Source organism: Alteromonas marina, assembly GCF_000808575.1.
In the GTDB taxonomy this organism is placed as follows: Bacteria; Pseudomonadota; Gammaproteobacteria; order Enterobacterales; family Alteromonadaceae; genus Alteromonas; species Alteromonas marina_A.
Genome location: NZ_JWLW01000001.1, coordinates 41247 through 54793, shown reverse-complemented (window position 1 = coordinate 54793; position 13547 = coordinate 41247). Strand labels below are relative to the sequence as shown.

The 13547-nt window shown below is 44.4% G+C and carries 8 protein-coding genes and 1 tRNA gene; 4 read left to right on the top strand and 5 right to left on the bottom strand.

Features of this window, described 5'->3' with window-relative positions; translation table 11 throughout:
• Positions 1-111: 111 nt before the first annotated feature.
• Positions 112-1407 carry a homogentisate 1,2-dioxygenase gene (hmgA, locus tag RJ41_RS00210; protein ID WP_039216208.1) on the bottom strand — a complete coding sequence of 432 codons (1296 nt, stop codon included), beginning with the start codon at positions 1405-1407 and terminating at the stop codon, positions 112-114.
• A gap of 397 nt (positions 1408-1804) precedes the next feature.
• On the opposite strand from hmgA, the gene RJ41_RS00205 reads away from it, so the two are divergent.
• From RJ41_RS00205 to RJ41_RS00190, 4 genes are all read left to right on the top strand, one after another.
• Positions 1805-2233: a MarR family winged helix-turn-helix transcriptional regulator gene (locus RJ41_RS00205; protein ID WP_039216207.1), complete on the top strand. Its 429-nt coding sequence runs from the start codon at positions 1805-1807 to the stop codon at positions 2231-2233.
• Positions 2234-2438: 205 nt separating this feature from the next.
• On the top strand, positions 2439-3515 hold the full coding sequence (locus tag RJ41_RS00200) for a patatin-like phospholipase family protein (protein WP_039216206.1): 1077 nt from the start codon (positions 2439-2441) through the stop codon (positions 3513-3515).
• A 158-nt stretch (positions 3516-3673) separates the two neighbouring features.
• A tRNA-Val gene (locus tag RJ41_RS00195) sits at positions 3674-3750 on the top strand.
• Positions 3751-3957: 207 nt separating this feature from the next.
• Positions 3958-5685 (top strand): sensor domain-containing protein, encoded by a 1728-nt coding sequence (locus tag RJ41_RS00190; protein WP_039216205.1) that lies wholly within the window; start codon positions 3958-3960, stop codon positions 5683-5685.
• A 100-nt stretch (positions 5686-5785) separates the two neighbouring features.
• Here the strand turns inward: RJ41_RS00190 and RJ41_RS00185 are convergent, their stop codons facing one another.
• The 4 genes from RJ41_RS00185 to RJ41_RS00170 all read right to left on the bottom strand — a co-directional run bounded on the left by RJ41_RS00185 (position 5786) and on the right by RJ41_RS00170 (position 13476).
• Entirely contained in the window at positions 5786-7720 is a 1935-nt protein-coding gene (locus tag RJ41_RS00185) for an EAL domain-containing protein (protein WP_039216204.1), read from the bottom strand.
• A gap of 260 nt (positions 7721-7980) precedes the next feature.
• The gene (locus RJ41_RS00180; RefSeq protein WP_084081741.1) at positions 7981-9048 is read right to left on the bottom strand and encodes an MBL fold metallo-hydrolase; all 1068 of its coding nucleotides are present in this window, start codon (positions 9046-9048) and stop codon (positions 7981-7983) included.
• A 243-nt stretch (positions 9049-9291) separates the two neighbouring features.
• On the bottom strand, positions 9292-12339 hold the full coding sequence (locus RJ41_RS00175; protein WP_039216203.1) for an efflux RND transporter permease subunit: 3048 nt from the start codon (positions 12337-12339) through the stop codon (positions 9292-9294).
• 3 nt (positions 12340-12342) lie between these two features.
• On the bottom strand, positions 12343-13476 hold the full coding sequence (locus RJ41_RS00170) for an efflux RND transporter periplasmic adaptor subunit (RefSeq protein WP_039216202.1): 1134 nt from the start codon (positions 13474-13476) through the stop codon (positions 12343-12345).
• Positions 13477-13547: the final 71 nt, after the last annotated feature.

The window sequence follows — 13547 nt, the reverse complement described above, 5'->3', positions numbered from 1 at the left end:
TTTGAAAATAAATGCTATTAAGCAAAGGTGATGCTTGTCGGTAGTGTTCAAAAATCAGTACAATTGCTCGTTTAGGTATCAGTACGTGTAACGTTACTAATCCCAGGGCGCCTATTTTTCACCATCGTAGTACTTTTTAAGGCCTTTCCAGCACGCCAAATAATCTCGTTGACGAATATTACTGTTTAAAGCGAACTCTGTTGGCGCAATGGCATAGCGAGATTCAAACATAAACGCCAGCGTGTTTTCATAACGCTGCGGTGAAAGCTCGGCGTTCGAGGCTTTTTCAAATACTTCAGCTTCTGGGCCATGGGGAGTCATACAGTTGTGAAGGCTCATGCCGCCGGGCACAAAACCGTGTTCTTTGGCGTCGTACATCCCCTCAATTAGCCCCATAAACTCGCTCATAATATTTCTGTGGTAATACGGAGGGCGAAAAGTATTTTCAGCAACCATCCACCTTGGAGGGAAAATAACGAAGTCAACGTTCGCCGTACCTTCCAGCTCAGATGGTGAGGTAAGCACGGTAAATATCGACGGATCCGGGTGGTCAAAACTTACGGTGTTCATAACGTTGAAACGGGACAAATCATATTTATAAGGGGCAGAATTACCTACCCAAGCCACCACATCAAACGGAGAGTGAGCGAGTTTTGCTTCGAACAAATTTCCACAGAACTTGTTTACCAAAGTGTGAGGCGTCTCATCATCTTCAAACCAGGCTGTGGGATAGCAAAAATCACGCTGGTTCGCATAGCCATTCGCGCCGACCGGGCCGCGCTCTGGCAGCACAAAAGGATGACCGTAGTTTTCGCATATATATCCGCGAATTGGCCCATTAATAGGGTTAACAGCAAAACGAACGCCACGAGGGATAACGGCTATTTCACCTACAGACAGGTTGAGCCTACCAAACTCGGTGGTGATCAGCATGTCGCCTAGCTGGGGGACAATAAGCATTTCTCCGTCTGATGAATAGAAAACACGATTTTGCATATTAGCACTGGCACTGTAGCAGTGAATGCCCATACCTACTTGGGCTTTAGCGTCACCATTAGTGGCAATGGTTACAAGCGAGTCTACAAAATCAACGTCTTTTTCTGGTAAGGGTACAGGATCCCACCTAAGTACATTCGGGGGGCAATGGACATCAGACTCAGGTGCTGTTCTTACCAGGCCATTATCAATTTTTTCGAAGTCGCCCATAGCAATAGAAGGACGTAAACGATAGGTCCAGCTGCGGCGGTTTTCTGCTCGTGGGGCAGTAAATGCGGTACTGCTAAACTGTTCAGCGTAAAGCTTATAATTCACTTTTTGTGGGCTGAACTGGCCTTTAGGAAGGGCACCAGGCAACGCCTCTGTCTCGTGCTCGTTATTAAAACCCGTTAAATACGACAAATTATCCATAAACCCTCCCAAAGGCGGCCATCGATGTGGCTGTACAGATGAATGCTAAATAAAGTAGTTACAAATGAAACTATGTGGATTAGGCTAGAGGTAAATGAAATGTAAATCAATCACAGGCGTGGGTTAGGGATAAGCGAATTCAAACTCATTTGGTACGCTAGCTTTACACTTTTTATGTGAGGGCCATTACAAGGTTACACGTATTGCGTGTTTTTAATGCACGATATTAGCTGTGAAAGTTACGTGGGTTAATGTTGAATGCGTCTGAACGCTCGACCGATGGTAGCGACACTGTGGGTATAAGTAACGCCTAAGATAAATAAAAAACAACAATTGCTTTTAGGGCGGTCACAGAATTAAAAATAGCAAGAGTAATACGGTGATAAGGGCTTAAAACATGCAGTTAGAAGATATGCTTGCTTACAAGGTAGCCATGCTTGCGAGCGATTTAAGTGAATCGCTCTCAAAAGAATATGCAGAATATAAACTTACTAAACCAGAGTGGCGAATTTTAGCCACATTAGGCGGCCGAAATGAAAGCACGCCAAAATCACTGCTAACGGCAAAAGAAATTGCTATTGCAACACGACTAGATAAAGTGCAGGTTTCGCGAGCGCTGGAGCGATTGGTTAAGCGAGATGCTGTCGTTAAGCGTGTGAGCAAGCGAGATAAACGGGCCACATTAATTTCATTGTCAGTGGAAGGAGAACGAATCTATAGGGCTCTGTTGCCAAAAATTGTGGCTTGGCAAAATAAGCGTTTGAAAAATATCACTGAAGATGAGTATCGAATATTTTTAAAAGTGATAGATGCACTTAGGCCTTAAAAATCGGGTGAAGTCGTTGAAAAGTCTGGTCTGAGCAGATGTAAGGGCATTGCCATAAAGGTTACTTTCGCGCGGTTAACTGTTAAATTCCCTCGAACTAATCAAATGGGGAAGTTATTGGATTTATTAGTCATGTTGCTTCCCTTTAAATATTTATCAAGCGCTTTATACAGCGCTTCTATTTGGCGCACAGCGAGGACATTGAGTGGCACCCTTAGAAATATACGCAGGTAAAAAAGCACGTGAATCCATAATGAAAAACGGGTTTACGCCTGAGTTATTTAGCTATTTTCTGGGGGCATCTGGCGGCCCGAAATGGTTTTCTTTAGCTGGCCTAGACCGCGTACTGTTTCCCGAATGGTTTGCCGATGTTAAGCATCAAATTCACGTGATTGGCTCTTCAGCAGGTGCATTTCGTACCATTTGCGCTGTACAAAACGATCCCCTAGCTGCCATAAATCGTTTGGCCGCTTCTTATTCAACAACAACCTATAGCAGTGATAAGCCTACGCCTAGAGAAATTACGGCCAAAGCCGAAGACTTGCTCAAAGAAATGGTGAATGAAGCAGGTAAACAAGAAGTGCTATCTAATTCACGCTTTAAAGCGCACCTTATCGTTGCTAAATGTTTAGGTGCTACTCGTTTTGAAAGTAAGTTTAGGCAACTTTCGGGCTTGGCGATGAGTGCAGCGGCTAATACAGTGAACCGACGACACCTTTCACGTTTATATACACGCTATGTGTTCTCTACCCCGAATACTGAATTTGAGATAAAAGACCCGTATCAACTGCCTACTCAGTACCACACGTTAACCCACGGAAATATTCATAGCGCGCTGCTAGCGTCGGGTTCTATTCCTGTGGTTATTGAGGGCGTACAGCAAATTGAAGGCGCGCCAGCCGGAATGTATCGAGATGGCGGCATTATTGACTACCACTTCGATTTGTCTTTTGGGCCAGACGATGGCTTAGTGTTATATCCGCATTTTTACGACAAGCCCATTCCAGGCTGGTTCGATAAGGGCTTGAAGGGCAGGGTGCCTCATCGGTCAAGCTACGATAACGTTGTAATGCTAGTGCCTTCCGCATCGTTTGTGGCGAACTTGCCTTATAGCAAAATCCCCGACAGAAAAGACTTCGAGGTGCTCGATGCAGATACACGCATCAAATATTGGCAAACGGTTTTAAAAGAAACCGACAGGTTGGGGGAGTATTTTATGCGTGCTGTTAACGACGGATCTTTAGTCGACGCTATCAAGCCGCTTCCATTTAAAATGATTTAAGCTTACCGAGATTGTTGAAGAAAGTGGCTAATTGCTGTCAAATTAGTCACTTGAATCATCATTTGATAAGTTTTACTTGCAGCTAGTGCCTGTGCTAAGTATTATACGCGCCGTTGCTTGGCATTCGCCCACCTATCAGGTGCAACAAAATTCTATATGCGTCTATAGCTCAGTTGGTTAGAGCGCTACCTTGACATGGTAGAGGTCCCCTGTTCGAATCAGGGTAGACGCACCATCTATACTCATTCAAATTTCACCTTTTGTAGAATCCTATTTTCGTTATTTACGCGGTATGGTGAGCGTAGTCTGTCTAAATCTTCTACCAGCACCGAGTATTAAGTCTCATAAGACCATTAAATTACTAGTTTTGAACTAAACTGAAAAAAGTGCTTAGTGGTTTTTAAATATAGCTAGTCAATAAAACAGCATTTGCGGGAGTACCATGAGCCTACAGAGACATCAAGAGCCCCTGTTGTTTGCACAACATGGTGCTGCCGAAAGGCGGTTCCTAGCGCTTATTAGTGCCTTACCAAAAGTATCTGTGCAAGGGTACGACAAGCACAGAAATGTCATTTACTGGAATAAATCAAGCGAAAGTATTTATGGTTATAGTGAATCTGAAGCAATGGGGCGAAAGCTTGAAGACTTGATCATTCCAAACTACATGCGAGATGAGGTTATCATGCTTCACACGCGCTGGGTTGAGTTTGGCGAGCCTATCCCTTCAGATGAATTGGTGTTAAAGAAGAAGGGTGGTCAGCCCATTCACGTTTTTTCTTCTCACGTCATGTTAAAGCAAGGTACTAATTCGCCAGAGATGTATTGTGTTGATATTGACTTAACTGAACAGCACGAGATACGCCAAGAACTGGAGCGAATGGCGAGTACTGATTTACTTACCAATTTACCCAATAGACGCGCGTTAGAACAGTGTTTAACCTCTGTTATTGAGGACGCAAGGTCATCCAACAGTGGTTTTGGGCTGTTCTTCATTGACCTAGACATGTTTAAAGAGGTTAATGATACCTTGGGGCATACTTGGGGAGATGAGCTACTTAAATCGGTTGCTAAGCGCTTGTCAGGCTGCATTGATAACATTAACGGAGTACTTGCGCGATTTGGCGGCGATGAGTTTGTTTACTTGGCTAACGATGTAACCTGCGAAATTAAGTGTGAGGAAATCGCGAAAACCCTGTCCAATTGTTTTAAAGAGAGCTTCGCGCTTAGCACTGAGAATGTCCATATTACCTCTAGCATTGGCATTAGTCTGTATCCTCGTGACGGTGATGTTATTGACGACCTTTTAAAGCATGCTGACGCTGCAATGTACCAGGCGAAAGCCGAAGGCCGCAATAGATACCACTTTTTCACTAGTACGTTAAGTCATCGACTTCGCGAACAAAGACGTATTGCAGCTAATTTGCGTGAATCGCTGAGAAATGATGAATTCGAACTTTTATTCCAACCCCAGATCGATGTAAAAACTGGCAAATTTGCTTCCTGTGAAGCATTGCTAAGATGGTGCCCTAAAGATAAAACAAAAGCAGTGACGCCCGATGTTTTTATACCTATCGCTGAACGCGGTGAGCTTATCGGCGATTTAGGGGATTGGGTATTAAAAAAAGCATGTCAGCAGGCGCAGGCATGGAAGGAAAAGGGGATTGCAATTCGAATCGATATAAATGTGTCGGGTAAAGAATTAGAGAAAAGCTCATATTTTGATAGTCTGACTGCGTATCGAGCGGAATATGCCTTGTCACCGGAAGATATAGGATTAGAGCTTACCGAAAACGTGCTCATTAAATCAGACAGCACTATTCTAGACGGCCTGAAGGCACAACGAGATCTCGGAGTAGAAATCTCCATTGACGATTTCGGTACAGGCTACTCTTCGCTTAGCTATTTAAAACATTTTCCGGTTACGCATTTAAAAATTGACCGTTCTTTTCTTGATGGCGCACCAGAAAATGATTTTGATAGTGCATTAATGGAGGCCATTGTTAACGTAGGCCATAAATTAAATTTGAAGATTGTTGTGGAAGGGGTGGAAACCGAGAGTCAGTCTGACTATTGCAAATCACTAAACGTAGAGTTTGTACAGGGCTATCTATTCTCGCGGCCAATAAGCGCAGACGCTATAGAGACCCTGTACGTAGAACAAAGCAAATAAGTATGAAAGTCACGTCACTTACTATGTACTCTGACATTTAGCTTAGGTTGACAATATTAATGCGTGATAAACGTTTGCCAATTACCCAACACATGACCTATTAATAAACGTTCCACAACGCAGGCTTTGCGAAATAATAGCCTTGCTGATGAGCGACGCCTAACTTGATTAACGCTACAGATTCCGCTTCATTTTCTACCATTTCCGCAATGACTTTTATGTTCAAACCTTTCGCTATACTGACAAGGCTCGAAACAAACAGCTTGTTGTCTTCATTCGTGTGAATGCCCTGAGTCAACCGGCCAGAAAGTTTTACAAACTGTGGTTGTATTGCGCGAAGGCCGGAAAGTGACGCGAAATTATCACCAAAACGTTCAATGGTAACGCGACTACCAAGGTGAATTAATTGACGACAAAGCGATTCGGCTGCCTCTCTATGTTGAATTAATGCTGCGTCTTCTATCTCAAAAAGTATTCTGTTACTTAACTGTCTACGTTTCGCGATTTCTTTAACTAACCAGTCTCTAAATTCAGCATTGGCAATTGACGCTATGCTAAGGTTGACCGCAACTTGTTGTGAGGTAACTTCTAGCTTCTTTAGAACGATGTGAGTAACCAACTTGTCTACTTGCGGGATGAGGTCAAGCCGTTCAGAAGCCGGGATAAGTTGTGCCATTGGAATAACATCATTCGTGTCTTTGTCTTTAAATCGACCTGATGTTTCGTAATAAGCGGGAACGTTTTGTTCTGTGTCCATCACGGGCTGAATCATAATGTCAGCGTACTGCTGAGAGACAATATAGTTCAATCGTTCACGCCATTGAGAATTGCTGTGCACTTTTGATATGTCAGACGCCAACTGCCAGCCGTTCTGGGTTTTCATTGCCGCGATGAGAGCGCTATCCACACTTTCCATAATTTGCTGCATGGACATCGTTCCAACAAACCGCGTAATACCTATAAAAATAGCTCTTGTACCATCTCGCAATGGCGAAACAGTCGCACACTGCTGAGTAATGTTACCGAGCATCATTTCTCTGGTAGCGTGCTCCATGGCTTCGCAAATTAGCGCAAAATCTCCACCCGATAATCGAAACACAAAACGAATGTTGTTGTTATTTTTGGCTTCCTCAAGCAGCACGTTTGCTACCGCTTTTATGTAATTATCACCAGGCACCATACCTAATTTTGTGTTGATACTGCCTAATTGGGCCAGCCGCACAATAATGAGTTCTTTTTCTTGGGAAGGCGCGTTTTCATTTAGTAAAGCACGCATGTGGCGCTCGAAAGCGCCTCTATTCGCCAGCGTTGTGAGAGGATCTTTACTGGCTTCTTTTTTAAAGAGTTCTGACTGTCGCTTAAGCTCATCAAATTTAGACGAAAGCGTGCTTGCTAGGGAGTTAGCGGCTTCGGTTAGCGGCCTAAGGTCGTTACTGGATACAGTTATCTCAGGAGACGTGAAATTATGGCTACCAATTTCATTGAGTTTCTTTACCGTATCGTAAATAGGTCGTTTAGCCTTTCGATTCATTATCGTCACGAAAAAAGAAAGAAGTACTGCTAGCACGACAAAAGCAGCGATATTTTTGACTAGCGCAGACTCAAATCTAGCGGCGGTTTCTTGCTTACTCGACGTTAAAACAAGGTTGCTTCCGCTAGGGCCTAAAGACACACGCCTGCTATAGTTAGCACTCGGGTCAATAAGAGAAAACCATGAAGGTACGGTACTCTTAAAGGGCCTTTCCTGTTGTGCTATTTCGTTGCCATCTGCGTCGATTAAAGCAGCGGCTGATATGTAAGGCTGTGCAACGGCACTTTCTAGCAATGCATTAAGTATTAATTGCTCTGTTTGAAGGGGAGGGGAACTTACCTGATTAAAACTGTCGTTAAGAATTTCAGCGCTCTTTTCTGCCTGTAGCGTTACCGCCCTAGAGGTATGCGCTTGTAGTTCACGTAATTCGGCGACAGATAATGCAGTAAATGCTAAAAACAATAGGGTGACAAGGCCCAGATTCGTTCGACTCGATAGCTTCATTACTAGCAGTTATCTCCTTTAACTGAGAAATTTAGGTTTGCTCAAACGGTTATTAGCAATAACATGTAACCGTTTGAATAATTAAGTGATATTTAAGCTTCGTAGCGTTCCTCTTCTCACCGCTATTCGACGGAAGCGCAACGTATTATAAATGTAGCCTACAGAATATGTGAGTGCCACTTACACAATATAATCACAAATGTATAGCAAAACATAAAGTTAAGCGAGTGGTAATGAAGTCTTTATATTACCTTTACGCTTTATCTGTTATCTAACCACCAGGTTTTATTTGGGGCTTCGCCTGCACCCTTAACTGGAACAACTTCGCCAAAGATAGGAATGCTGGTGGGAACACCCTTAGCACCAGCAAGGTCTGTGATTTTTATTAAAGGCTCATTCCAATTATGTAGTGCTAAATCAAAGGTACTGTTGTGCACGGGCATCATGACACTAGCTTGAATATCAATATGGGCTTGCAAGCTCTCTTCAGGCAGCATGTGAATGTCAGACCATAGCTCGTTGTACGCGCCGGTTTCAATCATAGATAAATCAAACGGACCGTACTTTTCACCAATGGCTTTAAATCCGTCAAAATAGCCCGAGTCACCGCTGTAAAAGATGTTGGTATTTGCAGATTTGATAACCCAACTTGCCCAAAGGGTTTCGTCTCTATCAAATAAACCCCGCCCTGAGAAATGCTGAGACGGTGTGGCTACTACTTCGATGTCGCTCACTTTTGTACTTTGCCACCAATTTAGCTCAATAACTTTATTTGCATCCACACCCCAGTCACGTAAATGATTGCCTACTTTTAGCGGTGTAATAAACACGTCGACCTTATTTTTTAGTATTTCAATACTGCCCTTATCTAAATGGTCGTAATGGTCGTGACTTATGATAACGGCATCTAATTTAGGCAAGTCTTCCAGTGAAATTGGCGCTTGGTGGAAACGCTTGGGTCCCATCCATTGGACGGGGGAAGCACGCTCACTAAAGACCGGATCGATCAATATATAACGCTCGGCCAGTTTCAATAGGGTAGTAGAGTGGCCCAGCTTTATCACGCTGTCTTCTGCAACTGCGTCAAGCATTTGTGGTGTAAGTGCCGACACGGGTATGTCAAACGTTGGCGTTGCAGCATCTCTATTGTCACGAAAATACGCTTTGGTGACTTTCCATATGTCTCGCCATGTCGTTTTATATTCAATAGAAGTATTAGTGAATTTTTCAGGTTTCGACGCGCTTCCAGCAAGGGTGTTTGAAGAACCACAGAAAGATGTCATAAATAAAACTCCAACAAGAAAGCGTGTGCGATTAAAAACGGGCATGCTCTCACCTTAAATAAAAAGTATACTGCACAGTGTAGTTTACTCATAATAAACTAATTAAGTTAAAAGTAAACTGGTGGGTGTAGTTTTTGTTGGGAAGGTTAGATTGCAGTTAAGCGATGTTATGTAGCCAGCATGAGTAGACTCTCCTCATGCTGGCTGTTAACAATATTAGGTCCGCACCGTTTTTGCGCTACCTACACGAACTAGCGCACAACTAATCAAAATTGTTGCGCGTACTTTTTATTCTGACTTTATACCGTGGAACGTACAGTGCAGCACAGGCAATATGAGTAGGGTAAGTACGGTGGCGACGGTCAGGCCAAATACAATGACGACTGCCATTGATGCGAAGAACGCGTCAGAGAACAGCGGGATCATTCCCAATATGGTAGTGATGGCTGCCATTGAAACCGGTCGTACACGAGATACTGATGCGGTAATAACCGCTTCAAACGCGCCGCTGTTACCCTTTGCCTGTACGTTTATTTCTTCCATCAATACAATACCGTTTTTAAGCACCATACCGATAAGACTTAAGCTGCCCAGCAGCGCCATAAAAGTAAAAGGTGCACCAACTAATACCAAGCCACCAATAATGCCGATGGTAGTAAGCGGTATTATGCCCCATATGGCTAACGCTTGGCGAAGCTTGCCAAACAACAATACGGTGATAATAAACATTCCCAATATACCAATAGGCATGCTGGCGAAGAGGGCACTTTGCGCGTCGGTTGAGGTTTCGTATTCGCCGCCCCATTCAATGCGATAGCCATCTGGCAGTTTAAGTTCTTCTACAAGAGGACGAACTTTCGCTTGCACGCTCGCTGCCGTCTCGCCTGACAAAGGCATGGGCTCAGCATAAACCGCCAGCATGCGCACCCGGTTACGGCGTTTGATGATAGGGTTATCCAGCGATACATCCACATTGCTAACAACGTCAGCCATGCTTATGTATTTACCTTGCTCTTGGCTCCATACGTTGAGTGAGGCAAGATTATCAATGTCGTAGCGCTGGTTTGGATCGTTGCGCATTACGATAGGAATTAAATCGCTGCCTTCTCGATAAAGGCCAACAGTTTCACCTTCATTGTTAAGTAAAAACGCAGTGTGAACAGCATCTCGCGTTACACCGATACGTCTGGCTTGTTCTTCCAGAAACACAGGTTCAATAAATGGGACTTTGTTGCTCCACGACAGTCGCACGCTGTCCATGGTTTTCTCTGCTTGAAATATGGCTTCAATGTCGCTGCTTATCTCACGCAAAACATCAGGCTCTGGCCCGTAGATTCTTGCTTCAATTGCCGCTTTTGCAGAAGGGCCTACTTGAAGTGCTTTTACCTTGTATTGCACATTAGGGAAGTCTTCTCGCACCAGCTCGATAATTTCGCGCATACGAGCATCACGAGACTCAACCGTGTTAGTTTCAACAATAAGCTGGCCATAACTGGCGTATCTGTCTTCTGGCGCATAGGTGAGGGTAAGGCGTTGTGCACCACCGCCTATCACGCTTGTAACGTTGGCGATATCTTCCATGCTTAACACATTGCTTTCTAAGCGGCGAATAAAACGCTCGGTGGTTAAGATGTCGCTTCCTTCGGGCAGCCACAAATCGACGAAAAACAGTGGAGTGGATGAATCTGGGAAAAACGCATTTTTTACGAATTTCCCTGACGCCATACTGCCTACTAATGCAACAAGTACTAGTACAATTGTCACGTAGCGATGATTGATGGCAGCAGTAAGTACACGCTTGTATACGGTGAAAATAATGCCTTTGTATGGGTCGTCGTCTTCATCACTGTTGCCGCGTTCTTTTTCAGTTTTAAATAACAAGTCGAAGAAGAAAGGCGTTATGGTAAGCGCGGTGATCCAACTTAAGAAAAGCGAAAAGCACAGTACCCAAAACAGCGAGCCGACGAATTCACCTGTGGCATCTGGCGATAGACCAATTGGCGCAAAAGCGGTGATGGCAATCACAGTCGCGCCGAGCAGCGGTAAACCGTTTTGCGACACCACGTCTTTTGCTGCCTGAAGCTTGGTTTGCCCTTTTCTCACACCAATCAACATGCCTTCGGTTACCACGATGGCGTTGTCGACCAACATGCCAAGAGCAATAATAAGCGCACCCAAGGAGATTTTTTGCAACTCAATGCCTTTTACCGACATCAATATAAAGGTGCCAAGAATGGTAAGCACAAGAATGAGCCCCATCAGCACGCCACTACGCCAGCCCATGAAAAGCAGCAGCACGAAAATAACGATGGCCACGGCTTCAGCAAGGTTAATCAAGAATCCGGTAACAGAATCGTCGACCACGGTAGGCTGGTTGTAAACGGTGTTGAGGCTCATGCCAAGGGGCATACGCTGCTCTAGCTCGGCAATTTTGCTATCAAGCCGTTTACCTACATCAACTACATTTACTGCCGATGCGAACGACACACCAATAGAAAGAGCGGGAGTGCCAGAACTGTGATAAAGAATGGAAGGGGTATCGTTAAGCTTGCGCTTAATCGTCGCGATATCTGTTAAACGAATAAGGCCGCTTGCAGGTGAGCCAATTACGACCTGACCTAATGCCTCTAGGTTATCAAATTCGCCAGTGGGCTGTATGGACAGGCGCTTGCCCTGAACCTTAATCGAACCCGCGTTACCCACAACATTTTGCGCAGTTAACAAGCCAGCAATAGATTCTGCAGACACATTAAGGGCTTTCATTTTATCGTGATCTAAAGACACAATAATTTGTTCGCTTACCGTGCCGGCGATAGATACTTTCTTAACACCCTCAACAAGCTGAATTTCTCGCTGCATTAAATCAGCAAAATCTTCCATTTGTTTAAGGGAATAGTCTTCACTTTTAAGAGTAAGCAGCAGCCCAAAAACGTCACCAAAGTCATCATTCACAATAGAGGTGCTGGTACCAGGGGGCAGCGATGCTTGTGCGTCACCCACTTTACGTCGTAGGTTGTCCCAGTATTGTTCTAGGTCTTTAGCCTGAACGCTGCTCTTAAGCTCCACCGTAATTTGCGATAACCCCAGCATGTTTACGGAACTTACACGTTTTACATTGGGTATACGCTGAATCGCTTTTTCAAGCTGCAGCGTAACTTCCTCTTCAACTTGCTCAGGCGTTGCCCCTGGGTATTGAGTAATAACCAGAGCATTTCTAATGGTGAATTCGGGAAACTCTAGCTGACCTAAGCCAAGAAAAGTCACAATGCCGCCAACACCTAAAATGATGGCAACCATCCAGCTTATTACTTTTTGACGAAAGAAATACTCGACCATAATTTAAAGGCCTCCTTCTTTCGTCCACTCAGTAACCACTTGGCCTTCTTTTACTAGATGAGCACCTGCAGCAACAATTCTATCATCGTCGTTTAGCGGGCCTTCTACCAGCAGGCCGTTAGAAATACCGCGTGTTATCATCACTTCTACTGCTTCAACTGTGCCTTTTTTAGCATTGTCGCTGTTAGGTCTGAAGCGCCACACAATGGCTTTTTCTGGCTTAGCATTGTCAGTCACAACCGCACCGAAGGGCACTAGCCAAAGCTTTGCATCAGACTCAATCAACTTTGACATATCAAGTAATACGGTGGCGCTCATACCCGCTAGAACATTGATGTCGTCTGGTTCTGGCAGAGTAATTGTTACCTCATAGCTTAGCTCGCCTTGTCGCGTGGTGCTTTCGTGGTCTTTGTACATGGCAGCGTAGCGTTTTTCTGGCATGCCAGAAAAAGTGACCCACGCCATTTCCGATGTACGATTTTCGCGGGCCCGAGAACGATCAATCATACGCATTTTTTGCTCAGGTAGCTGAAACGTTACGTCGATAGCGCCTGGCATATGAAGCTCCGCGATGGTTTGTTGCGGTACAATGACTTGGTAATTTTCAACAGGAACGGATGCAATAAGCCCTGCAAATGGTGCGCGAAGCTCGGTATAACTTAGCTGGTCCTGTGCGTTAGTGAGGCTAGCTTTAGCAGCTAAATAATTTGCTTTCGCCTCATCAAACGTAGAGCGGCTAACCGCGCCTTTTTCTACCGAGGCTTCCATACGTTCAAACATGGCAGAGGACACATCAAATTGAGACTGAGCAGTGGCGAGTTGTGCTTTTGCATCTCTGTCGTCAAGTCGTGCAATAAGCTGGTTCTCTTTAACTTCTTCGCCTGCTTTTACTTTAAGTTCTTGCAGTTTTCCGCCAATGCGAAACGAAAGATTTGAATACTCAGCCGCTTCCACTTGTCCTGGGAATTTCGCAATGGTCTCGTCTGAATGCTGAACTTCATAAAGCGTTACCGGTGTTGATGATGCAGCTTTAGGTGGAGTAGGTGCGTCTTCACAGGCGCTTAATCCAGCGAGTGAAGCAATAGCAACCACAGTGCGCAGGGCTAAGCTGTGAAAGAGGTTTTTTTCAGACAACATGGTAACTCTCCATTTAAATAGACCACTTTTTCCCATTTGTACTTTCACAATGGGTTAATTTAGTAACGCGC

Coding starts and splice junctions, on each gene's coding strand:
- RJ41_RS00190 (WP_039216205.1), top strand. CDS start 3,958: ATGAGCCTACAGAGACATCAAGAGCCCCTGTTGTTTGCACAACATGGT.
- RJ41_RS00180 (WP_084081741.1), bottom strand. CDS start 9,048: ATGCCCGTTTTTAATCGCACACGCTTTCTTGTTGGAGTTTTATTTATG.
- RJ41_RS00185 (WP_039216204.1), bottom strand. CDS start 7,720: ATGAAGCTATCGAGTCGAACGAATCTGGGCCTTGTCACCCTATTGTTT.
- RJ41_RS00205 (WP_039216207.1), top strand. CDS start 1,805: ATGCAGTTAGAAGATATGCTTGCTTACAAGGTAGCCATGCTTGCGAGC.
- RJ41_RS00175 (WP_039216203.1), bottom strand. CDS start 12,339: ATGGTCGAGTATTTCTTTCGTCAAAAAGTAATAAGCTGGATGGTTGCC.
- RJ41_RS00170 (WP_039216202.1), bottom strand. CDS start 13,476: ATGTTGTCTGAAAAAAACCTCTTTCACAGCTTAGCCCTGCGCACTGTG.
- hmgA (WP_039216208.1), bottom strand. CDS start 1,407: ATGGATAATTTGTCGTATTTAACGGGTTTTAATAACGAGCACGAGACA.